This window comes from Pseudonocardia nematodicida (assembly GCF_040105385.1).
In the GTDB taxonomy this organism is placed as follows: Bacteria; Actinomycetota; Actinomycetes; order Mycobacteriales; family Pseudonocardiaceae; genus Pseudonocardia; species Pseudonocardia nematodicida.
In genome coordinates, this window is record NZ_JBEDNQ010000003.1 from 555665 (window position 1) to 577471 (window position 21807).

Sequence of the window (21807 nt, forward strand, 5' to 3'; positions counted from 1 at the left end):
CACATCACGCGCTTGCGGCGTCCTGTCGCCGGCCGTGGTCGTCCCGACGTGAAAGGTCGCCACGCCATGTCCCTGGACCTCGCCGCCTCCAAGCCGTTGACCCTGGCCGGCCTGCCGTCCTCGACGTCCGACCTGGTGGTGGAGTCGCTGCGCGAGGCGATCCTCGCCGGGAGCCTGAAGCCGGGTGAGGCCCTGGTCGAGCGGCGCATCGCCGAGCAGCTGGGCGTGTCCAAGACCCCGGTCCGCGAGGCGCTGATCGACCTGACCCGCCGTGGCCTGGTCGAGTTCGTCCGCAACCGGGGAGCGCGGGTCCGCGAGCTGTCGACCGCCGACGTGCTGCACGTGTACTCGACGCGGCTGCTGCTGGAGCCGCAGGCCGTCGCCGACTGCGTGCGGCACCACGCGCCCGGCTTCGACCAGCGGGTGAGTGCTGCCCGGATGGCACTCGACCTCGCCCAGCAGGCGACCGACCGCTCGGACAGCGTCGGGCGGAGCGAGCAGAACCGGACCTTCCATCAGCTGTTGTTCTCGGGGACCCCGAACTACGTCGTCGTCGGGATCCTGGTCGACCTGCAGGACGTCGCGGCGCTCGGCGCGACCCGCTTCCTGTGGGAGGCGAGCCCGAGCTGGCGGGTCGAGTCCGAGCAGCACCGGGCGATCCTGGACGCCGTCGCCGCGCGGGACGCCGACGCGGCCGAGGCGGCGCTGACCGACCACATCACGCAGGCGCGGGACCGGATCGCCGTCGCCGGCCGGGACTGAGCGGAGCGAGCGCGTCGCCCGCGGGCGCGACGACGTCCGAAAGATTGGTATCTTGGTATACGATCGCACCACGTCCACGAGAGAGGAATCGATGAGCGCTCACCGCTTCGACGACGTGAAGGAACGGATCCGCGGGGTCGTCGGGATCAACGTGACCCCGTTCGACGCCACCTCGGAGTCGATCGACTCCGACGCCTACACGGCCGTACTGCGCCGGGCGGCAGACCGGGGCGCCACGATCTTCACCCCGAACGGCAACACCGGGGAGTTCTTCTCGCTCTCGCCCGCCGAGCGGCTCCGCTCGGTCGAGCTGACGAAGGCCACCGTCCCCGACTCGCTGATCCTCACCGGCGTGAGCCACGACCGGGCCACGATGCTGGCCGACGGTGAGGCCCAGCTGGCTGCCGGCGCCGACGCCTTCATGTTGCACCAGCCCGTGCACCCGTTCTGGTCGCTGCAGGGCTGGATCGAGGGTCACCGCACCCTGGCGCGGGCGTTTCCGGAGATCGCGATCGTGCCCTACATCAAGGACCGCCGGGTCACCCCGCAGGCCATCGCGGGACTGCTGGAGGCGGTCCCGCAGGTGACCGCGATCAAGTTCGCGATCAACGACGTCGAGGTCTTCTCGCACACCCTCGCCCTGGTGCCGGAGGGCCGGGTCACCTGGCTCTGCGGCCTGGCCGAGAACTGGGCGCCCTACTTCGCCGCGGCCGGCGCGCAGGGGTTCACCTCCGGGCTGGTGAACGTGGACCCGGGGCGCAGCCTGCGGATCCACGAGGCGCTGGTCGCGGGCGACTTCCCCCGCGCGTTCGCCGAGCAGCGCGACATCCTGGACTTCGAGAAGATGCGCGCCGACAACGCGTCGGAGAACAACGTCTCGGTCGTCAAGGAGGCCCTGGCCCAGCTGGGACTCTGCCGGTCGACCGTCCGCGCCCCGCTCTCCGAGCTGCGCCCGGAGCTGAAGGGTCAGGTCACGACGATCCTGGACCGCTGGGGCATCGCCGGCGACGTGGCGCGCACCGGCGAGCTCGCGGGGTCGGTCGCGTGAACGCCGCGCAGACCGCCCGCTCGGTCGCCGCGACGGCCGAGGCCGCGGCCACCGCGTCCCGGGAGTGGGCCCGCGCCGACCGGACCGTCCGGGCCGCGGCCCTCGACGCGGTCGCCGCCCGGCTCGACGCCGCGGCCGACGAGCTGGTCCCGACGGCGATGCGCGAGACCCACCTGCCGGAGCCGCGGCTGCGGGGTGAGCTCGGCCGGACGACCTTCCAGCTCCGGCTGTTCGCCGAGGTCCTGCGCGACGGCTCCTACCTCGACGCCCGCATCGACACCGCCGACCCCGAGTGGCCGATGGGGCCCCGCCCCGACATCCGGCGGACCCTGGTGCCGCTGGGGCCGGTCGCCGTGTTCGCCGCGAGCAACTTCCCGTTCGCGTTCTCGGTGATCGGCGGCGACTCGGCGTCGGCGCTGGCCGCCGGCAACGCCGTCGTCGTGAAGACGCATCCCGGGCACCCGGACCTCTCCGCCGCGACCGCTGCGGTCGTCGTCGCCGCGCTGGCCGGCGACGGCGCCCCGCAGGACCTGTTCCAGCTGGTCAGCGGGATCGACGAGGGACGGGAGCTGCTGCTCGCGCCGCAGATCAGGGCCGGTGCCTTCACCGGGTCCATCGCCGGCGGGCGGGCGCTGTTCGACCTGGCCCAGCAGCGGCCGGACCCCATCCCGTTCTTCGGCGAGCTCGGCTCGGTCAACCCGGTCTTCGTGACCCGGGAGGCCGCCCGCCGGCGCGCGGAGGAGATCACCGCGGGCTTCGTCGGGTCCTTCACCCTCGGGGCCGGGCAGTTCTGCACCAAGCCGGGCGTGCTCGTCCATCCCCGCGACTCGGACCTGCGGGAGCTGCTCGCGGCGCACGACCTCCCGGCACCGGCACCACTGCTGAACGATCGCATCCAGCAGGGCTACGTCGCCGGGCTCGGGACGCTGGCCGGGAACGACGGCGTCGAGCCCCTCCGGTTCGACGACGGGGCGCTCGCCGACCCGCCGGCGCCGTCGCTCGTCGCGACCGACCTGAAGTACGTCCTCGACAACCCGGCGGTGCTCGACGAGGTCTTCGGGCCCGCCTCGCTGCTCGTCGCCTACGACGACGAGGACGAGCTCCTCGCGCTGGCCGAGCTGCTGCCCGGGCAGCTGACCGCGACCGTCGTGGGGGAGGAGGACGACCGCATCGCGCCCGCGCTGCTCGAGCGGCTCGCCGACCGGGCGGGCCGGGTGCTGTGGAACCAGTGGCCGACCGGGGTCACGGTCAGCCACGCCCAGCAGCACGGCGGGCCGTACCCGGCGACGACCGCACCGGGGACGACCTCGGTCGGGACGGCGGCGATCACCCGGTTCCTCCGGCCGGTGGCCTTCCAGAACCTGCCGCAGTCGCTGCTGCCCGCCGAGCTCCGCGACGGCGGCCCGGCTCCTGCTCTGGTCAACGGGACCCCGTCCGGCGGCAGCCGGTAGCACCGGACCCGGGGCGCACGGGGTGCGCGCCCGGGGCCCGTCACCTGGAGCCGGGGCGCGCTACCGGACGGGACGATGTTCGACCCCAGCCACTGACCGTCGGCAATGCAGTCCGCAGTGGACGGTACGGGGTGCCGGCGCTCGAGCGGGTGTGGCACCACCTCGACCGCGAGCTCACCAGATCGTCGTGACCGCCGGGAACGCGGTGAGCGTCTCGTCGGCCGTGGCCAGGGGGTAGGAACGGGTCATGCACTGGGCAACGATGATCCGGTCGAACGGATCCCGGTGCCCCCAGCTCAGGGAACCGGCGGTGAGGGCGTCGGCCGAGGTGATGGGCAGTTCCCGGGCGCCGAGCCCGACGAGGTGCCCGGAGTAGCCGTGCACGACGGCCTCGGCCTCGGCCAGCTTCCCGAGCCGGACCTTCGTCGCGATCTCCCAGGCGCTGGCCGCCGACACGATCAGCTCGCATCGCGGGTCCCGGATCCGGTCGAGGGTCGGGCCCGGGATCCGGTCGGGTTCGAGCAGTGTCCAGAGCAGCGCGTGGGTGTCCAGCAGCAGCGCGGTGGTCATTCCCAGCGGGCCAGCTCGTCGTCGGGCAGGGGGTCGAAGAACGAGTCCGGGACCGAGCCCGCGACGAAGCCGACCCGGCGCGGAGCGGGTTCTCCGGTGGGGACCAGGCGGGCGACCGGGTGGCCGTCGCGGGCGATGACGACCTCCTCACCGCGCTCGGCGGCTGCCAGCAGCTGCGACAGCCGCGTCTTGGCCTCCTGGACGTTCACCTGCACGGTCACGCCGACAGGCTAGCCTGGCCAAGCTGACCTGGCCAGGTTTCGGCGGTGCGGTCAGCGCCGCGGCCTCCCACGGCGAGCCGGTCGCCGCCCGGCCTTCGCCGGGCGGGCGGCGGGTGCTGCCGGACGCCGTTCCGCAGCCCGTGCGGGCGTGCGGGAGCTGTTCACCGTCCGGCCCCGGACGATCCCGATGAACTGCTCCATCAGGTCGCTGGTCTCCGCGTCCGGCCAGGTCAGCACGACGCTCGACTCGGGGCCGTCGACCAGCGGCCGGTAGGTGAGGTCCCGGCGGTGGTGCAGGCGGGCGAGCGACTGCGGGACGACCAGCAGGCCGACGCCCGCGGCGACGAGCTCGACCGCCTCGGCCGTCGTCGCCGGGGTGTGTGCCGCCGCCGAACCCGGCGGGTCACCGGCCCACACGAGCGTCCCGTCCGAGGGGTGCAGGACGATCTCGTCGGCGAGGTCGCCGGGCGTGACCTGCTCGGCCGCGGTGACCACGTGGTCCTTCGGCACGACGACGACCGTGGTCTCGGTGTAGAGCGGGATCGCGTGCAGGCCGGTCCGGTCGATCGGCAGCCGGACGACGCCGGCGTCCACCGCGCCCGACCGGACGGCGTCCTCCGCATCGGCCGCGGTCACCGTGACCAGGTCCAGCGGAACGTCGGGGACGCGCTCGGCCCACATCCGGGCCCACTTGCCCGGAGTGACGCCGGGGACGTAGCCGAGCCGGAACGCTGCGGTGTCTCCCGGGCCGGTCACCGGCCCAGGCTATCCGCCGCTCACTCCTCGATACGCTGGTGGGATGGCACCGCAGAAGACCGGCCAGACCATGAAGCCCGCGACGGCGGCGAAGAAGCTCGGTGTCCTTCTCGACGCCACCCCCGCCGAGTTCCGGGACGGCGTCGTCTCGCGCGACGAGCTCAACGCGCTGCAGGCCGGCCCGCCGGAGTGGCTGCGCGAGCTGCGCAGCAGCGGCCCGCACCCGCGTCCGGTCGTCGCGGACCGGCTGGGGGTCTCGATCTCCGGGCTGGCCCGGGCCGGGATCGACGAGCCGCTGACCACCGAGCAGATCGCGGCGCTGAAGGAGGAGCAGCCCGACTGGCTGCGCCGCGAACGCCTCGTCCGGGCCGAGGCCGACCGCGAGGCCGCCCGGCTCAAGGCCGCGCAGTCCGGCGCGAAGTAGGGCCGTTGCCCGCACGACGCCCGGACCGGCGAACCGGCCCGGGCGTCGCGGAAGGTACGACGATCAGACGTCGTACCGGTCGGCCATCATGACCTTGTCCCACGCGGCGACGAAGTCCTCGACGAACTTCTCACGGGCGTCGTCGGAGGCGTAGACCTCGGCGACGGCACGCAGCTCGGAGTTCGACCCGAAGACCAGGTCGGCCCGGGTGCCGGTCCAGCGCTTCCCGCCGGTCGCGGTGTCGACGGCCTCGAAGGCGTTGTCGTCACCCGCCACCGACTTCCACTCCACGCCCGCCGAGAGCAGGGTGGTGAAGAAGTCGTTGGTGAGCGTGCCCGGCTTGTCGGTGAGCACCCCGGCGGTGTTGCCGCCGGTGTTGGCGCCCAGCACCCGCAGACCGCCGACCAGCACGGTCAGCTCCGGCGCGGACAGCCCGAGCAGGTTCGCCCGGTCGACGAGCAGGTACTCGGCCGGCAGCCGGTCGCCCTTGCCCTGCACGTTGCGGAACCCGTCGGTCGCCGGCTCCAGGTAGGAGAACGACTCGACGTCGGTCTGCTCCTGGGTGGCGTCGGTGCGGCCGGCGACGAACGGCACCGTGACGTCGTGCCCGGCGTCCTTGGCGGCCTTCTCGACGCCCGCGGCGCCGGCGAGCACCACCAGGTCGGCGAACGAGATCTTCTTGCCGCCGGACAGCCCGTCGTTGATCTCGGACTGCAGGCTCTCCAGCTTCGAGATCACCGTGTTGAGCTGCGCCGGGTCGTTGACCTCCCAGCTGCGCTGCGGCTCCAGGCGGATGCGGCCGCCGTTGGCGCCGCCCCGCTTGTCGCTGGCGCGGAACGACGAGGCCGCGGCCCACGCCGTCGACACCAGCTCGGAGACCGACAGGCCGGACTCCAGCACCTTCGCCTTGATCGACGCCACGTCGGTGTCGTCGACCAGCGCGTGGTCCACGGCGGGGACCGGGTCCTGCCAGAGCAGCTCCTCGGTCGGCACCCACGGGCCGATGTAGCGCTGGCGCGGGCCCATGTCGCGGTGGGTCAGCTTGTACCAGGCGCGCGCGAAGGCGTCCTCGAACTCCTGCGGGTTGTCCTTGAACCGGCGCGAGATCGGCTCGTAGATCGGGTCCATCCGCAGCGCGACGTCGGTGACGAGCATCGTCGGCTTGCGCGCCGGGTAGCCCTCCTCCGGGTCCGGGATGATCGCCTCGGCGCCGGAGGCGACGAACTGCCAGGCGCCGGCCGGAGACTTCTCCAGCTCCCACTCGTAGGCGAACAGGTGCTCGAAGAAGTCGTGGCTCCACCGGTTCGGGGTGCGGGTCCAGATGACCTCGAGACCGGAGGTGATGGCGTCGCGGCCCTTGCCGGAGCCGAAGTTCTGCTTCCAGCCCAGGCCCTGCTCGGTGATGTCGGCGCCCTCGGGCTCGGGGCCGACGTGGCCGTTCTCGTCCGGGTTGGCGGCGCCGTGGGTCTTGCCCAGGGTGTGCCCGCCGGCGATCAGCGCGACGGTCTCCTCGTCGTTCATCGCCATCCGGCCGAAGGTCTCGCGGATGTCGCGGGCCGCGGCGACCGGGTCGGCGCTGGCGTCCGGGCCCTCCGGGTTCACGTAGATCAGGCCCATGTGCGACGCGCCGAGCGGCTTCTCCAGCTCGCGGCTCGCGAAGTCCTTGCTGCCGCCGTAGCGCGCCTCGTTGCCCAGCCAGGTGGTCTCGGCACCCCAGTAGACGTCCTCGTCCGGCTCCCAGACGTCGGCGCGGCCACCGGCGAAGCCGAAGGTCGTGAAGCCCGAGACCTCCAGCGCGCGGTTGCCCGCGAAGATCATCAGGTCGGCCCAGGAAACGGTGCGGCCGTACTTCTGCTTGACCGGCCACAGCAGCCGGCGGGCCTTGTCCAGGTTGCCGTTGTCCGGCCAGCTGTTCAGCGGGGCGAAGCGCTGCATGCCCGCGCCGGCGCCGCCGCGGCCGTCGTAGGTCCGGTAGGTGCCGGCGGAGTGCCAGGCCATCCGGATGAAGAACCCGGCGTAGCTGCCGTGGTCGGCGGGCCACCAGTCCTGCGAGGTGGTGATGACGGCGTCGACGTCACGCGCGAGCTCGTCGAGGTCGACGGTCGCGAACGCTGCGGCGTAGTCGAACTCGCCGTGGAACGGGTCGGCGACGGCCTGGTGCTTGCGCAGGATCTTCAGGTTCAGCTGGTTCGGCCACCAGTCGATGTTGCCGCCGCCCTCGGTGGGGTGCGGGATGCCGCCGTGCTTGACCGGGCAGCCCCCGTCCTCCTCCCGGTTCATCTCGCCTTCGACGGTGACCTTCTCGTCAGACACTCGGAACTCCTTCGGAGACTGTGGTGGAAGAGCAGCTGGGGCAGCGGCCCCAGTAGACGACCTCGGCCTCGTCGATCACGAAGCCGCTGTCGTCGGATGCGGTGAGGCAGGGCGCGTCGCCGACGGCGCAGTCGACGTCGGCGATGGCCCCGCAGGACCGGCACACGACGTGGTGGTGGTTGTCACCGACCCGCGCCTCGTAGCGGGCGACCGAGCCCGACGGCTGGATGCGCCGCACGAGACCGGCCGAGGTGAGCGCCCGGAGTACGTCGTAGACGGCCTGGTGGGACACCTCCCCGAGGCCCGCCCGCACGGTCCGGATGATCGAATCCGTATCGGCGTGCGGGTGGGCGTGCACGGTCCGCAGCACGGCCAGCCGAGGACGCGTGACGCGCAGCCCGGCCGCGCGCAACCTGCCCTCGTCGTCCGTTGCGATCGACACGGTCCCGGAGCCTGCCGACTTTTCTGGAACAGGTCAAGTTTCTCCGGTGTCCCATCTCCGGACGGTGCTCACCCGGCGTGGGGTGGCGCGGGCCCGTCGGCGAGGATGGTCGTGCACGACTGCACCAGGTCCGACGGCGGGAGGCGAGACGTGCCGGAGGCTCTACCGCCCGGGTCCGGGCGGATCACCGTCGAGGGCCTGGGCAAGCGGTTCGGCCCGGTCGAGGCGGTGCGCGACCTCTCGTTCTCCGTCGAGCCCGGGGCGGTGACCGGCTTCCTCGGACCGAACGGGTCGGGCAAGACGACGACGCTGCGGATGATCCTCGGGCTGGTCACGCCGACGACCGGGCGCGCTCTGGTCGACGGGCTCCCGTTCGCGGACCTGGACTCGCCGGGCCGGGTCGTCGGTGCGGTGCTGGAGTCCCACGGCGGGCACCCGCGGCGTAGCGCGCGGGCGCACCTGCGTGCCGCAGCCGCGGCGATCGGGGTCCCGGACGCCCGGGTCGACGAGGTGCTCGAGCTGGTCGGCCTGACCGAGGCCGCGGACCGCGCGGTGGGCGGCTTCTCGCTGGGGATGCACCAGCGGCTCGCGCTGGCCGCGGCGCTGCTCGGCGACCCGCGGATCCTGGTGCTCGACGAGCCCGGCAACGGCCTCGACCCGGACGGCATCGCCTGGTTGCGGACGTTCCTGAACGCGTTCGCCGCGTCCGGCCGCAGCGTCCTGGTGTCCTCGCACCAGCTCGCGGAGATGGAGCTGACCGCCCAGCGACTCGTCGTGATCGACCGTGGGCGGTGCCGGTTCGACGGCACGGTCGCCGCGCTGCGCGACGGGCACGGCGCCCGGGTGCTGGTGCGGCCGGCCGATCCCGAGCGGCTCGCCGCGGCGCTGGTCGCGGACGGCCTGACCGAGGTCGACGCCGTCGAGGGCGGCTGGCTGGCCGTCGCCAGTGCGGACGCGGTGCGGGTCGGGGACCTGGCGCTGGCCGCCGGGGTGGCGGTGCACGGGATGACCGAGGAGCGGATCGGGTTGGAGCAGATGTTCCTGCGCCTGCTGGCCGGCGAGGAGGCGGCGTGAGACGGCTCGGGTCCGCGGACCGGTGGGCCGCGATGCTGCGCGCGGAGGCCCGGCGCACCGTCTCGGTGCGGCTCTGGTGGCTGCTGCTGGTCCCGGTCCTGCTGCTCGCGCTGGCGATGAGCCTGTTCGGCGGCCTGATCGGGTTCCTGGTGCCGGCCGCGACCGGGGCCTCGTCGATCCTGCTGCTCACCGGCCTGGCCTCGGTGCTGAGCATGACCTCGATCGTCGGCGCCGTGTTCGGCGCGCTGCTCGCCGCCGGCGAGTACCGGTACCGCACGGTGACGCTGGCCTTCCTGACCGGCTCGCGCACCCAGGTGCTCGGCGCGAAGGTGATGGTGGGCGCGGCCGTCGCCGGGTTCTACGGTCTGGTCGTGGCGGTGCTCGGCCCGCTGCTCGGCGGGGCCGTGCTCGGCGGGCAGCAGCTGCCCGGGATCGGCCCGCTCGCCGCACTGGGCGTGCTCGGGATCGTCACGTGCGCGCTGTGGGGCGCGCTCGGCGTCGCGATCGGGACGCTGGTGCCCAACCAGGCGGGTGCGGTCGCGCTCGCCGTCGGCTACCTGCTGGCCGGTGAGAACCTCGTCGCAGGGGCGCTGCGGTCGGGGGACTCGGCCCTCGGTGACCCGTCGGTGTTCGCCCGGTTCACCTCGTTCCTGCCCGGCAACGCCGGGGACCTCGCGCTCTACGAGGTGCCGGTCCGGGTGGCCGGTCCGGGCGCCGACAACCGCACCGTCCTGGAGTTCCTCGCCGGGGTGAGCGCGCCGCCGCCCGGCTGGGTCGGCCTGCTGGTGCTGCTCGCCTGGGCCACGGCGGCGGTGGCGCTGGCCGCGGTCGTCGGCGGCCGCCGCGACATCACCTGAGGCCGCGCGGCTCCGGGGTCGCGGCGGCCCGGCTTCCGCGCCGCACCCGCTCCGGGCGGACTGTCGGGGGGCGGGCATAGCCTGGATCCGTGCCCGACTCCCGCTCCCCACAGCCCGACCGGCCGGGCTGGGTCCGCCGTCTCACCCAGGCGTGCCTGCGCCACCGTGCCGTCACCCTCGGTGCGCTCGGCGCCTCGATGGTCGGGGTCGGGCTGGAGGCGATCGGGCCGCTGCTGATCCGGGAAGGCGTCAACGGCGCGGTCGACGGCGACCCGGGCGTGCTGGTCCCGGTGGTGGCCGGCCTGCTGGTGCTGGGACTGTTCAAGTTCGTCGGCGCGTTCGTCCGCCGTTACCTCGGCGGGCGGATGGCGCTCGACGTCCAGCACGACCTGCGCCGGGACGTGTTCGCCGCGGTGCAGCGGATGGACGGGGTGCGCCAGGACCGGTTGCGCACCGGCCAGGTCGCCTCCCGCGCGATCTCGGACCTGCAGCTCGTGCAGGGGTTCCTGTCGATGGTCCCGCTGTCGGCCGGCACCGTGGTGCTGGTCGTGGTGGCGGTGTCGGCGATGCTGTGGCTCTCCCCGGCGCTGACCGTCGTCGCGCTGGTGATGCTGCCGGTGGCGTTCTTCGCCACCAACCGGATCCGCCGGGCGCTGTTCCCGGCGACCTGGTCGGCCCAGCAGCGGGCCGCGGAGATCGCCCAGCAGGTCGAGGAGACCGTCACCGGTGTCCGGGTGGTGAAGGGCTTCGGTCAGGAGGCCCGGGAGACCGCGTCGCTGGAGCGCCGCGCGCACCGGCTCTACGGGGAGCGGCTGCGGGCGGCCGCGCTGACCGCGCGGCTGAACCCGGCGCTGCTCGCGCTGCCCGGGCTCGGTCAGGTCGCGGTGATCGGCGTGGGCGGCTGGATGGCCGCGCAGGGCAGCATCGACCTGGGCACCTTCCTGGCCTTCACCGCCTACGTCGGGATGCTGGTCGGCCCGGCCCGGCTGATCGGGGCCCTGGTGGTGACCGCCCAGCTCACCCGGGCCGCCGCCGAGCGGGTCTACGACATCGTCGACGCCACCCCCGAGATCACCGACCCCGAGCGGCCGCGGGCGCTCCCCGAGGGGCCGCTGACCGTCGAGCTGGACGAGGTCCGGTTCGGCTACGAGCCGGCCGGGTCCGGTCCTGACGGGGACGCCGCCCCCGACCCGGTGCTCGACGGGCTGTCCCTGCGCGTCGAGCCGGGGGAGACCCTGGCGCTGGTCGGCCCGTCGGGGTCCGGCAAGTCCACGGTGTCGCTGCTGCTGCCCCGGTTCTACGACCCGCAGGACGGCGCGCTGCGGATCGGCGGGGTGGACCTGCGGGAGCTGCGGCTGCACGACCTGCGCGCCGAGCTGGGGGTGGTGTTCGAGGAGGCCTTCCTCTTCAGCGACACCATCCGCGCCAACATCGCCTACGGCCGCCCGGACGCGAGCGACGACGAGATCCGCGCCGCCGCCGAGGCCGCCCAGGTCGCGGCGTTCGTCGACGACCTGCCCGACGGCTTCGACACCGAGGTCGGCGAACGCGGCCTGACGCTGTCCGGTGGGCAGCGCCAGCGGATCGCGCTCGCCCGGGCGATGCTCACCCGGCCGCGGGTGCTGGTGCTCGACGACGCGACGTCGGCGGTCGACACCGCCACCGAGGCGGCGATCCACGCGACGCTGCACGAGCTGACGGCCGAGCGGACCACGCTGCTGGTCGCGCACCGCCGCTCGACGCTGGCGCTGGCCGACCGGATCGCGGTGCTCGACCAGGGCCGGGTCGTCGACACCGGGACCGAGGCCGAGCTGCGTGAGCGGTGCGCGTTGTTCCGGGAGCTGCTGGCGACGGGGCCGGTCGACCGGGTCGGTGGAGCCGACCACGGTGCGGACGGCGCCGCGAACGGGCACCGCACCGACGGTGCCGCGGCGACCGCGGCGGAGGGCGCGGTGGTCTCCGCCCCGGTACCGGGCGTCAGTCCCGAGCTGTGGCCGGAGGCGGCCGGCGCGCGCGCCGAGGGCACCGACCGCACCCTCGGCCGGGAGACCGTCGGCGGCGGGCCGGCCGCCTGGTCGGCGGGCGGGGTCAGCGCCACCCCGGAGCTGCTCGAGGCCGTCGAGGCACTGCCCCCGGCGACGGAGTCGCCCCGGCTGCGCGGCGAGCGGTCCCCGACCGCGCCGGACCCGGACTTCCGGCTGACCTCGCTGCTGCGCCCGGTCCGGCCGCTGCTCGTGCTGGGGATCGCGCTGATGGCCGCCGATGCGCTCGCCACCCTCGCGCTGCCCACGATCGCCCGGGTCGCCGTGGACTCGGGCATCGTCGACGGAGCCACCCGGGTGCTGGTGATCGCCGCCCTGGTGGGCCTGCTGATCGTGCTGGCCGACGCGGTGATCGTCGGGTTCCAGACGCTGGTCACCGCCCGCGCCGGGGAGAGCCTGCTCTACCTGCTGCGGCTGCGCAGCTACGCGCACCTGCAGCGGCTGGGGCTGGACTACTACGAGCGCGAGCTGTCCGGCCGGATCATGACCCGGATGACCACGGACGTGGACGCGCTGTCGACGTTCCTGCAGACCGGGCTCGCGCAGGCCGTGGTGAGCCTGCTGACGATCGGCGGCGTCGCGATCGCGCTGACCGCCACCGACCCGGAGCTCGCGCTGTACGCGCTGGGCTGGCTGCTGCCGCTGCTGGTGGCCGCGACGTTCGTGTTCCGCCGCTACTCCTCGCGGGCCTACGCCGAGGCCCGCGAGCGGGTCAGCGTGGTCAACGCAGACCTGCAGGAGAACGTGACCGGCGTCCGGGTCGCGCAGGCCTATGTCCGCGAGGAGCTGTCCTACGACCGGTTCGGTGCCCGGTCGGACGCCTACCGCCGGTCCCGGCTGCGGGCCCAGCGCTACATCGCCACCTACTTCCCGTTCGTCGCGCTGCTGTCCGACATCGCCACCGCGGTGGTGCTCGGCGTCGGCGTGTCGCGGATCGTCGCCGGTGAGATGACCCCGGGGGTCCTCACCGCGTTCCTGCTGTACCTCACGCTGTTCTTCGGTCCGGTGCAGCAGCTGTCCCAGGTGTTCGACGGCTACCAGCAGGCTCGGGTCGGCCTGAACCGGATCTCCGAGCTGCTGCGCACCCCGACCTCGGTGCCGGACAGCCCGGAGCACCCGGTGGCCGTGCCACGGCGGCTGCGCGGCGAGGTGGAGCTCGACCACGTCACGTTCCGCTACACCGGCGTCGAGACCCCCGCGCTGGACGACGTGTCACTGCGGGTCGCCGCCGGTGAGACCGTCGCGCTGGTCGGCGCGACCGGTGCCGGCAAGTCCACGCTGATCAAGCTGCTCGCCCGGTTCTACGACACCGGTGAGGGCCAGGTGCGGATCGACGGCGTCGACGTCCGCCGGTACCCGCTCGCCGGCTACCGGTCCCGGCTGGGCGTGGTGCCGCAGGAGGCGCACCTGTTCACCGGGGACGTGGCGTCGAACATCGCCTACGGCCGCCCGGACGCCACACCGGAACGGATCGAGGCCGCGGCCCGCGCGGTCGGCGCCCTGGACCTGGTGCGCTCGCTGCCGTCGGGGTTCCGCACCGCGGTCGGCGAGCGCGGCCAGGGCCTGTCGGCCGGGCAGCGGCAGCTGGTGGCGCTGGCTCGCGCCGAGCTGGTCGAGCCGGACGTGCTGATCTTCGACGAGGCGACGGCGGCGCTGGACCCGGCGACCGAGGCGGCAGTGCTCTCCGCCGGTGAGCGGGTGGCGTCGCGGCGGACGGCGTTCGTCGTCGCGCACCGGCTGCAGACCGCGCGACGCTCGGACCGGATCGTCGTGCTGGCCGGGGGCCGGATCGTCGAGGAGGGCCCGCACGACGAGCTGGTCCGCGCCGGCGGCCGGTACGCCGCGCTGTGGCGGGCGGGAGAGCTGGAGCCGGAACCCGACAGCCCGCTGGCCACCCGCTGACACCGCAGCGAGCCGGTGTTCAGGCGAGCAGGCGCTCGGCCCGGGCGGCGACGGCGGGGCGGCGCGGGTCGTCGCGGTGCAGCAGCCCGAGCAGCCGCTCGTGCGCCTCGAGGTCGTCCTCGCCGAGCGGGTGTCCGGTGAAGCGGTGCAGCAGGTCGCCGTCGTCGGTCGCGAGCACGGCGTGCCGCAGCCCGGCGACGAGCTCGTCGCGCAGCTCGCGGACCGCGGGAGCGTCCGAGCGGGGGAGCAGCTCGCCGCGGCAGGCGTCCAGCGCGGCGGCGGCGCGACCGTCGCGCAGCGCGGCCCGGACCCGCAGGAAGTCCGCCTCGGGTTCGGCGGCCAGCCGGTAGGGCCGGGTCAGCAGCATGTCGGCGCCGAGCGAGGCGCGCAGCCGGTGGATCTCGCCGCGCACCGTCGTCGGGTTGCCGTCCTCGCCGTAGAGCATCAGCGTGAGCTGCTCGCCGGACAGCCCGTCCGGGTGCAGCGCGAGCGCGGTGAGGATCTCGGCGGGGCGCAGGGTCGCCGCGGACTCGGTGCCGTCGAGGATGATCCGCGGCCCGGCCCGGCCGGTGAAGCGCAACGCCAGCGATCGGGCCTCCGGCGCGCCGGCGGCCACCCGCCCGCGGCGCCGCGCGGGCGGGGCGAGCAGAAATCCCTCGCCGAGGGGCTCGACCGCCATCTCCCGGCCGTCGCCGAGCCGGACCCGGTCGGTGCCCTCCTCCAGCGCGATCCGCTCCGGGAACCGGCCGTACGGCTCACTGGCGATCACCCGCCCGGACGGCGAGAGCAGCGCGCCCTCGACACCGCGCAGCGCGGCCAGGTGCGGCATGTTCTTCACCCGCAGCCGCTCGTCGGCGATGGCCAGGCGGACGCGCAGCTGGTTCTCGGCGAGCTGCGCGGTGGCCGTCACCAGCTGCACCAGGGCCGGGTGCACGGTGTGCAGCGGCCCGGAGATGTCGATCGCGCCGATCGTGTCGCCGGTGTCCGGGTCGTGCACGGGCGCCGCGACGCAGGTCCAGTCGTGGTACGTGCGCACCAGGTGCTCGGCGGAGTGGATACGGACCGGCTCGTCGAGGGCGAGCGCGGTGCCCATCGCGTTCGTGCCGATCGCGTCCTCGGTCCAGCGGGTGCCCTCCACGAGACCGACGTCGTCGGCGGAGTGCAGCAGCCCGTGCGCGCCGTCGCGCCAGAGCACGTGACCGTCGGCGTCGGTGACCAGCATGACGTGCATCGCCTCGTCGGCGATGCTGACCAGGGTCGTGCGCAGCAGCGGCATCACCGCGTGCAGCGGATGGTTCTCGCGGACCTCGCGCAGCTCGTCGGCACGGAAGACGAGCGGGGGCAACCGGCTCTCCGGGTCGATGCGGGCCGCCAGGCTGCGCCGCCACGAGTCGGACACGACGGGGCGGGGCGCGCCCTCGGACGTGCCGGAGCCGAGGTCGTCGTCGTAGATGCGGCGCAGCCGGTTCGCGTCCGCGACGAGCTCGTCGGCGGAGGAGCCGCCGTCGCCGTCGAGCATGTCCGCCTCCTGCGTTCCGCTACCGGACGCCGGTCGGCGCCCTCGCCACTGCGGTCTCCCCGCCGTCCCGGCGCGTCATCGCCAGGGTCCGTGCAGGTCCGCCGAGCATACCTGCTGATCACCGCCCGCACTGTGACCTGTGCGGAGGGTTCGACCGGACCCGGCCGGCGCCGCGTCGTCCGCGCAACGTACGGGCAACGTGACCGTCCCTACGGTGACGTCGACCGCCGCGGGGGCGGTCCGCACCTGGGCCGGCGGTCGCCGCGCCGAGGCAGCAGCACGGGCGGCCGGCGGTCGCCGGTGCCGAGGCAGCACTGATGCACCGGAGGACAGCGATGACGCTCGAAGCCTTTCGGGAGGGCCGCGCCGCGCCGACACGGACCGAGTCGTCGAATCGCGGGGGCGATGGCGCGGACGTGGTCCGGCGAGCCGCTCGCGTCCTGGTGATCGACTCGGAGCCGGTCGTCCGGCACGGGCTCCGGGCGCTGCTGACGGCCGAGCCCGACCTCGCACCGGCCGGCGAGGCCGCGTCCCCGCGGGACGCGCTGATGGCCGCCGAGCGCACCCGCCCGGACGCGATCGTGGTCGACATCGAGTTCGGCCGCGACGAGCGCCCGGGCCTCGACCTCGTCCGCGCGTTGCTGGAGCGGTGTCGCGGCACCCGGATCCTGGTCCTCACCGGCTGCCGGGACCGCGACTCGATGATGCGCACCGTCCGGCTCGGCGTGCACGGCTACCTGCGCAAGGGCGCGGACACCGCGGAGATCGTCCGGGCGCTGCGCTCGGTGCTCCGCGGCGAGGGCGTCTTCGACCCGGGGACCGCCGGTGCCGGTCCGCTGCAGGTCCTGCGCGAGCCCGCCCCGAGCCCCGCCGGCGGCGCGGACCTGTGCAAGACCTCGCTGCTCACCGACCGCGAGAACCAGGTGCTGCGGTTGCTGGCGGTCGGGCTGAGCAACCGCGAGATCGGCACCCGGCTGCGCATCTCCGAGGCGACCGTGAAGTTCCACGTGCGCAACCTGCGGGACAAGCTCGAGGTCCGGCGTCGCACCGAGATCGTCTACACCGCCGCCCGCCAGGGCATCGTCTAGATCCTGCCGGGCCGGGGCGCGCGACAGACCGCCCCGGCCCGCGCTCCCGGGCGCTCACCCGTTCCGGCCCTGCTCACGCGATCGTGCGAGCAGGGCCGTTCTGCGTGCGCGTCCTGCGGGCGGCGCTGAGTGGGGCACGCCACGTCGCTCCGGGTGATTCGTTCACTCGTCGGCCACCTGGGCATCACCCGTAAGGAGGACGGGGCTGCTGTCATTCGTTGCGCATCGGACCGATGTGCCCGAATCCGCTCCCACCACGAACCCAGGAGGACGACCGTGGCCCAGTGCTGCCCCGGCGACGCCCCCGAGGCCGCCCCCGCCCGCACGCTCCCCCTCCTCGACCGGCTCCGTCCGGGACGGCAGGGCCTGACCTGCCGCTACAAGTGCAGCGACGCGTGTGCCGCCCCCGAGCCGAACACCTCGTCGAACACCTACTTCGGCGACGTCATGCAGACCGTCCTCGACCGCCGCGGGATGCTCCGCGCGGGCGCGGTGATCGGCCTGACCACCGGTGCCGGCGTCGCGCTCGCCGGGACCGCCGGCGCGGCGACCCCGGCCTCGCCCGCCCCGTCGCACCCGCTCGGCGCCGACGTCGCCGCCACCGGTGGCGGCGACGGCTGGCCGAAGGGTCTGCACTACGAGACCGTCCCCACCAACCTCGACGACGCCATCCGTGTCCCGGAGGGGTACGAGAGCAACGTCGTCATCCGGTGGGGCGACCCGATCACCCCGGACGGCCCGGAGTTCGACTTCGAGAACCAGACCGCCGCCGCCCAGGCGCAGCAGTTCGGCTACAACAACGACTTCTGCGGGATCGTGCCCCTCGACGGGTCCGGCCACCGGTTCGTCATGTTCTCGAACCACGAGTACACGCTCGAGCCGCTGATGTTCCGCGGCTACGACGACGAGAACCCGACCGAGGAGCAGATCCGGATCGGGATCGCCGCGCACGGTGGCGCGGTGATCGAGGTGACCCGGGACCCCAAGACCGGCGAGCTGCACCACGACCGCGCCGGCAAGCTCAACCGCCGGATCACCGCGGACTCCGACTACGTGGTCTCCGGTCCCGCCGCAGGGTCGGACCTGCTCAGGACCAAGGCCGACCCGACCGGTCGCCTGGTCAAGGGCACGGTCAACAACTGCGCCGGTGGCACGACGCCGTGGGGCACGTTCCTGTCCGGCGAGGAGAACTTCAACGGCTACTTCGCCGCCGGTGCGGTGGACGAGCGGATGAAGCGTTATGGCATCGAGGAGGGCCCGTCGGAGCGGCAGTGGGAGAAGGTCGACCCGCGCTGGGACCTCGCGCAGGAGCCGAACGAGGCCAACCGGTTCGGCTACATCGTCGAGATCGACCCGATGGACCCGACGTCGAAGCCGGTCAAGCACACCGCGCTCGGCCGGTTCAAGCACGAGGGCGCCACCATCCAGCTCACGAAGGACGGCCGCCCGGTCGCCTACATGGGTGACGACGAGCGCTTCGACTACGTCTACAAGTTCGTGTCCGACAAGAAGATGCGTAAGGGCAGCAGCCGGGCCGCGCGCGAGCACAACGCGACGCTGCTCGACTCCGGCACGCTCTACGTCGCCGTCTTCACCGGCAACAGCCCGGCCGCGGAGATCACCGGCACCGGCGCGCTGCCCGCCGACGGGCGGTTCGACGGCGGCGGCGAGTGGAAGCCGCTCGCCTCGACCACCGAGTCGTTCGTGCCCGGCATGAGCGTCGAGGAGGTCTTCGTCTTCACCCGGCTCGCCGCCGACCAGGTCGGCGCGACCAAGATGGACCGCCCCGAGGACGTCGAGCCGAACCCGAGAACCGGCAAGGTCTACATCGCCTGCACCAACAACTCCGACCGGGGCAAGGCGGGCAGCAAGGCCGGCGCCGACGAGGCCAACCCGCGCAACAGCAACCAGCACGGCCACGTCATCGAGCTGGCCGAGACCCGCAACGACCCGACCGCGACGACGTTCGGCTGGAACATCCTGCTGGTCTGCGGCGACCCGGAGGACCCGTCGACCTACTTCGGCGGGTTCGACAAGTCCCAGGTCAGCCCGATCACCTCACCGGACAACGTGGCGTTCGACCCGTACGGCAACCTCTGGGTCTCCACCGACTCCACGCTCGCGCTGGAGATCAACGACGGCCTCTACGGCGTCGTGCTGGAGGGCCCGCAGCGGGGCTCGACGCGGCTGTTCGCCAGCGTCCCGATCGGCTCGGAGTGCTGCGGTCCGGTGGTGACCGAGGACTTCGTGCTGGTCTCGGTGCAGCACCCGGGCGACGTCGACGACGCCTCGCCGGAGGCGCCGGCGTCGCACTGGCCGGACGGCGGCACCGCCCAGCCGCGGCCCGCGGTCGCCGCGATCCGGCACATCAGGGACGGCCGCCCGGCGAAGATCGGCACCTGACGGCACTCGTGGGTGGTTGTCGCGGGGCGGGCCGCGCCCACCCCCCACGAGCCGTCAGGCGCACTTCCCGAGGTCGGGATCGCCGGACCCGGAGCTGTTCTCGAACGAGATGTGCACGTGGTCCTTGTGGTTCGCGGTGTCGCCACCGCGGTCCTCCATGTCGCTCCACCCGGAGCCGTGGTTCATCTGCTGATCCCAGATGACGTACTTGACGCCGAGCTCGTCGGCGTTCGCGAGGGCGCACTCGGCGATCCGGTCGCCCTTCTCCCCGCGCACCATCAGGTCCAGCGCGTGACCGCTGGGGTGGTCGGAGGCGTTGCCACGCTCGCCGACACCGAGAAGCTGCGGCTGGTCGTAGGCACAGCTGAGGAACTCGGCGGCGTCGGAGACCCAGCTCTGCACGGCGCCGAGGCCGCTGGTGTCGGCGTCGCACGAGGCGGTGCTCGGTCCGCCGCGACCGGCGCCCTCGCCGGGGCGGGGGATGTCGTCGGTCGCCGAGCGGACGCGCTCGGCGGTCTCGCGGGCGATGCGCTCCTGCTCGTCGGCGACGGCCCGGGCCGCGCCCTCGGTGGCCTCGAACAGGCCGGCCGCGTCGACCAGGTCGGTGCCCAGGACCGGCTCGGTGCGCGGACCGCTGTCGACCTCGTCGGCGAACGCGGCGTCCAGGCCGACGTCGAAGCCGTCGTCGCCGGGGTCGGAGCCGTCGGGGACGGAGTCGGCGGCCAGCCGGAAGTTCGCGTCGGCCGGGCCGAACTCCAGCCCCGCGACGGGGGTGGCGACGGCGAGGGCGCCGCTCGCGACGGCGGCCGCGGTGGCGACGTGGCGCAGGCCGGGCAGGGGGGTCCCGGCCTGCGCCCGATGGCGATGTCGGGGCACAGCTTTCTCCTCCGGCACGCGGGCCGGGCGGGCTGCGGGGGAGCGTGGGATCGGGGGAATCCCTGCCCGTCGGGGGAGCCGGACCGCGTGTCCTTCGAGCGCCGACGGTAGTGGTGTCACCCCCGATGCCCGGTTCGCTGGGCGGTACGGGAGACGACTGCGCGAACTCGTGCGACGAGTGGTCGCAACCCTTCCGCAGTTCCGCACGTCCTGCAATGACCGTTCCGGCCCTTTACCCGACCGGACGTTCGGTGCAGAGTATCCGCGGGCCGGCACGACGGAGTCCCGGTCCGGGGGAGGACACGCATGACACCGGACCGCACGTCACCGACGGGCGCGGCGGGGACGACCGTCGCCGACACCACCGGATCCACGCCCTCGCAGGTGCGCCGCGTCGCCGCGACGAGCGCGATCGGCACGACGATCGAGTGGTACGACTTCTTCATCTACGCCACCGCGGCGGCGCTGGTCTTCAACAGCCAGTTCTTCTCGACGCTGTCCCCGGCCTCCGGCACGCTCGCCGCGTTCGCGACGCTCGGGGTCGGCCTGGTGGCCCGCCCGCTCGGCGGGATCGTGTGGGGCCACTTCGGCGACCGGATCGGGCGCAAGAAGATGCTGGTCGCCTCGCTGCTGCTGATGGGGTTCGCGACGGTCGGCGTCGGGCTGCTGCCGACCTACGACCAGATCGGGTTCGCCGCCCCGCTGCTGCTGGTGGTGCTGCGCATGCTGCAGGGGCTCAGCGCGGGCGGCGAGTGGGGCGGGGCGGCCCTGATGTCGGTCGAGCACGCGCCGCCGGGCAGGCGCGGCCGCTACGGCTCGTTCCCGCAGATCGGCGTGCCGGCCGGGCTGATCCTGGCCCAGCTGGTGTTCCTCGTGGTGTCCAACCTGACCACCCCCGAGCAGTTCGCGGCCTGGGGCTGGCGGATCCCGTTCCTGGGGTCGATCCTGCTCGTCGTCGTCGGGCTGGTGATCCGGCTCAAGGTCGAGGAGAGCCCGGTGTTCGCGCAGCTGCGCGCCGCCCGCACCCGCAGCCGGGCACCGATCGTCGAGGTCTTCCGGTCCCGCCCGCGGGAGCTGGTGCTGGCCTCGCTGAGCTTCGTCGCGAACAACGCGATCGGCTACGTCTTCCTGGCCTACCTGCTGTCCTACGGCACCCAGGTGCTCGGCGTCGACCGGAACACGATGATCCTGGTCGTGATCATCGGCAGCGTCAGCTGGCTGGTGAGCATCGTCGCCGGCGCGATCTGGTCCGACCACATCGGACGCAAGAAGGTGTACCTGGTCGGCTCGGTGATGCTCGTCCTCTGGCCGTTGCCGTTCTTCGCGCTGCTGGACACCACCGCGCTCGGGCTGATGGTCGTCTCGGTGGTGGTCCTGACGGCCGGGCTGGGCCTGTCCTACGGCCCGCAGTCGGCGCTGTTCGCGGAGATGTTCGAGGCCCGCTACCGCTACAGCGGTGCGTCCTTCTCCTACGCCGTCGGCGCGGTGCTCGGCGGCGGGTTCGCGCCGCTGATCGCGGCGTCGCTGCAGCAGGCCTTCGGGACGTCGGCGGCCGTCGCGGTGTACATGATCGCGGTCGCGCTGGTCTCGCTGGCGGCCATCGTGCTCATCCGGGAGACCCACCACCCGGACGCGCCCGCCCGGCTGTCCTGACCGGCTCCCCGCAGCCCCGGCCCGGCCGCAGCCCCCGCCCCGAACCCGACTCATGACGCTTTAGTTCGGCGATACCGGACTAAAGCGTCATGAGTCGGGCTCCGGCGGTGGGGCACGGCACGGGGCGGACCGGCGGGCGGGTCAGGGGGAGCGGTGACGCCCGTCGCCGGCGATCTCGAAGCCGCCGGTGCCCATGCCCCGGGCGCGGCGGCGGCCGGCCACGGTGCCGCTGCCGGAGTCGGCGGGCTGCGCGGAATCGTTCATGGATCGGGCCTGTTCGGCCAGTTCGCGGGTCACGCACGGCCAGGCCGCGCTGACTCCGGTGGCGTCCCGGCACTCCCGGCAGTAGCCCTGGGAGTCGGGGGTGTGCTCCGCCAGGGTCCGCTCGAGCAGATCCGGCATCTCG

The 21807-nt window shown here is 73.8% G+C and carries 18 protein-coding genes; 10 read left to right on the plus strand and 8 right to left on the minus strand.

The genetic code is table 11. From position 1 onward, the window contains the following. Positions 1-66: 66 nt before the first annotated feature. From WIS52_RS10020 to WIS52_RS10030, 3 genes are all read left to right on the plus strand, one after another. Positions 67-762: a GntR family transcriptional regulator gene (locus WIS52_RS10020; RefSeq protein WP_349297855.1), complete on the plus strand. Its 696-nt coding sequence runs from the start codon at positions 67-69 to the stop codon at positions 760-762. A 91-nt stretch (positions 763-853) separates the two neighbouring features. Then, a complete protein-coding gene (locus WIS52_RS10025; protein ID WP_349297856.1) occupies positions 854-1810 on the plus strand; it encodes a dihydrodipicolinate synthase family protein in 957 nt (318 codons plus the stop codon). Next, positions 1807-3261, plus strand: coding sequence for an aldehyde dehydrogenase (NADP(+)) (locus WIS52_RS10030; protein ID WP_349297857.1), 1455 nt, complete (start codon positions 1807-1809; stop codon positions 3259-3261). Before WIS52_RS10025 ends, WIS52_RS10030 begins: the two co-directional genes overlap by 4 nt. Before the next feature lie 174 nt (positions 3262-3435). Here the strand turns inward: WIS52_RS10030 and WIS52_RS10035 are convergent, their stop codons facing one another. From WIS52_RS10035 to WIS52_RS10045, 3 genes are read right to left on the minus strand one after another with little or no spacing between them, the layout of a single operon-like run. Continuing rightward, a complete protein-coding gene (locus tag WIS52_RS10035; protein ID WP_349297858.1) occupies positions 3436-3831 on the minus strand; it encodes a type II toxin-antitoxin system VapC family toxin in 396 nt (131 codons plus the stop codon). Continuing rightward, positions 3828-4052: a type II toxin-antitoxin system Phd/YefM family antitoxin gene (locus tag WIS52_RS10040; RefSeq protein WP_349297859.1), complete on the minus strand. Its 225-nt coding sequence runs from the start codon at positions 4050-4052 to the stop codon at positions 3828-3830. Before WIS52_RS10040 ends, WIS52_RS10035 begins: the two co-directional genes overlap by 4 nt. 51 nt (positions 4053-4103) lie before the next feature. Continuing rightward, on the minus strand, positions 4104-4808 hold the full coding sequence (locus WIS52_RS10045) for a LysR substrate-binding domain-containing protein (RefSeq protein WP_349297860.1): 705 nt from the start codon (positions 4806-4808) through the stop codon (positions 4104-4106). A gap of 43 nt (positions 4809-4851) precedes the next feature. Here WIS52_RS10045 and WIS52_RS10050 point away from each other — a divergent pair, with 43 nt between their 5' ends. Continuing rightward, positions 4852-5232, plus strand: coding sequence for a DUF5997 family protein (locus WIS52_RS10050; protein ID WP_349297861.1), 381 nt, complete (start codon positions 4852-4854; stop codon positions 5230-5232). A gap of 63 nt (positions 5233-5295) precedes the next feature. On the opposite strand, the gene katG is transcribed toward WIS52_RS10050, so the two are convergent. Beyond that, the gene (gene katG, locus WIS52_RS10055; RefSeq protein WP_379612023.1) at positions 5296-7545 is read right to left on the minus strand and encodes a catalase/peroxidase HPI; all 2250 of its coding nucleotides are present in this window, start codon (positions 7543-7545) and stop codon (positions 5296-5298) included. Next, a complete protein-coding gene (locus WIS52_RS10060) occupies positions 7538-7987 on the minus strand; it encodes a Fur family transcriptional regulator (RefSeq protein WP_349297862.1) in 450 nt (149 codons plus the stop codon). Before WIS52_RS10060 ends, katG begins: the two co-directional genes overlap by 8 nt. Before the next feature lie 150 nt (positions 7988-8137). Here WIS52_RS10060 and WIS52_RS10065 point away from each other — a divergent pair, with 150 nt between their 5' ends. The 3 genes from WIS52_RS10065 (at position 8138) to WIS52_RS10075 (ending at position 13862) form a co-directional block, all read left to right on the plus strand. Next, the gene (locus WIS52_RS10065) at positions 8138-9061 is read left to right on the plus strand and encodes an ATP-binding cassette domain-containing protein (RefSeq protein ID WP_349297863.1); all 924 of its coding nucleotides are present in this window, start codon (positions 8138-8140) and stop codon (positions 9059-9061) included. Next, entirely contained in the window at positions 9058-9918 is an 861-nt protein-coding gene (locus WIS52_RS10070; RefSeq protein ID WP_349297864.1) for a hypothetical protein, read from the plus strand. Before WIS52_RS10065 ends, WIS52_RS10070 begins: the two co-directional genes overlap by 4 nt. Positions 9919-10007: 89 nt before the next feature. Next, positions 10008-13862, plus strand: a complete 3855-nt coding sequence (locus WIS52_RS10075; protein WP_349297865.1) for an ABC transporter ATP-binding protein — start codon at positions 10008-10010, stop codon at positions 13860-13862. Positions 13863-13881: 19 nt separating this feature from the next. Here the strand turns inward: WIS52_RS10075 and WIS52_RS10080 are convergent, their stop codons facing one another. Further along, positions 13882-15381 carry a GAF domain-containing protein gene (locus WIS52_RS10080; RefSeq protein ID WP_349297866.1) on the minus strand — a complete coding sequence of 500 codons (1500 nt, stop codon included), beginning with the start codon at positions 15379-15381 and terminating at the stop codon, positions 13882-13884. A 416-nt stretch (positions 15382-15797) separates the two neighbouring features. Between WIS52_RS10080 and WIS52_RS10085 the strand changes: the two genes are divergently transcribed. Both WIS52_RS10085 and WIS52_RS10090 read left to right on the plus strand, forming a co-directional pair. Continuing rightward, a complete protein-coding gene (locus tag WIS52_RS10085; RefSeq protein WP_349297867.1) occupies positions 15798-16469 on the plus strand; it encodes a response regulator transcription factor in 672 nt (223 codons plus the stop codon). Between the two features lie 276 nt (positions 16470-16745). Beyond that, positions 16746-18872, plus strand: a complete 2127-nt coding sequence (locus tag WIS52_RS10090) for a PhoX family protein (protein ID WP_349297868.1) — start codon at positions 16746-16748, stop codon at positions 18870-18872. A 54-nt stretch (positions 18873-18926) separates the two neighbouring features. Here WIS52_RS10090 and WIS52_RS10095 read toward each other — a convergent pair whose 3' ends face one another. Beyond that, a complete protein-coding gene (locus WIS52_RS10095) occupies positions 18927-19748 on the minus strand; it encodes a hypothetical protein (protein WP_349297869.1) in 822 nt (273 codons plus the stop codon). Between the two features lie 306 nt (positions 19749-20054). Between WIS52_RS10095 and WIS52_RS10100 the strand changes: the two genes are divergently transcribed. Further along, a complete protein-coding gene (locus WIS52_RS10100; protein WP_349297870.1) occupies positions 20055-21401 on the plus strand; it encodes an MFS transporter in 1347 nt (448 codons plus the stop codon). Between the two features lie 141 nt (positions 21402-21542). Here WIS52_RS10100 and WIS52_RS10105 read toward each other — a convergent pair whose 3' ends face one another. Then, positions 21543-21803: a hypothetical protein gene (locus WIS52_RS10105; protein WP_349297871.1), complete on the minus strand. Its 261-nt coding sequence runs from the start codon at positions 21801-21803 to the stop codon at positions 21543-21545. Between the last annotated feature and the right edge of the window lie 4 nt (positions 21804-21807).

Bases quoted from the DNA above. Each gene is read 5' to 3' on its own strand.
- WIS52_RS10020 (WP_349297855.1), top strand. From the start codon at position 67: ATGTCCCTGGACCTCGCCGCCTCCAAGCCGTTGACCCTGGCCGGCCTG.
- WIS52_RS10025 (WP_349297856.1), top strand. From the start codon at position 854: ATGAGCGCTCACCGCTTCGACGACGTGAAGGAACGGATCCGCGGGGTC.
- WIS52_RS10035 (WP_349297858.1), bottom strand. From the start codon at position 3,831: ATGACCACCGCGCTGCTGCTGGACACCCACGCGCTGCTCTGGACACTG.
- WIS52_RS10050 (WP_349297861.1), top strand. From the start codon at position 4,852: ATGGCACCGCAGAAGACCGGCCAGACCATGAAGCCCGCGACGGCGGCG.
- WIS52_RS10080 (WP_349297866.1), bottom strand. From the start codon at position 15,381: ATGCTCGACGGCGACGGCGGCTCCTCCGCCGACGAGCTCGTCGCGGAC.
- WIS52_RS10100 (WP_349297870.1), top strand. From the start codon at position 20,055: ATGACACCGGACCGCACGTCACCGACGGGCGCGGCGGGGACGACCGTC.
- WIS52_RS10105 (WP_349297871.1), bottom strand. From the start codon at position 21,803: ATGCCGGATCTGCTCGAGCGGACCCTGGCGGAGCACACCCCCGACTCC.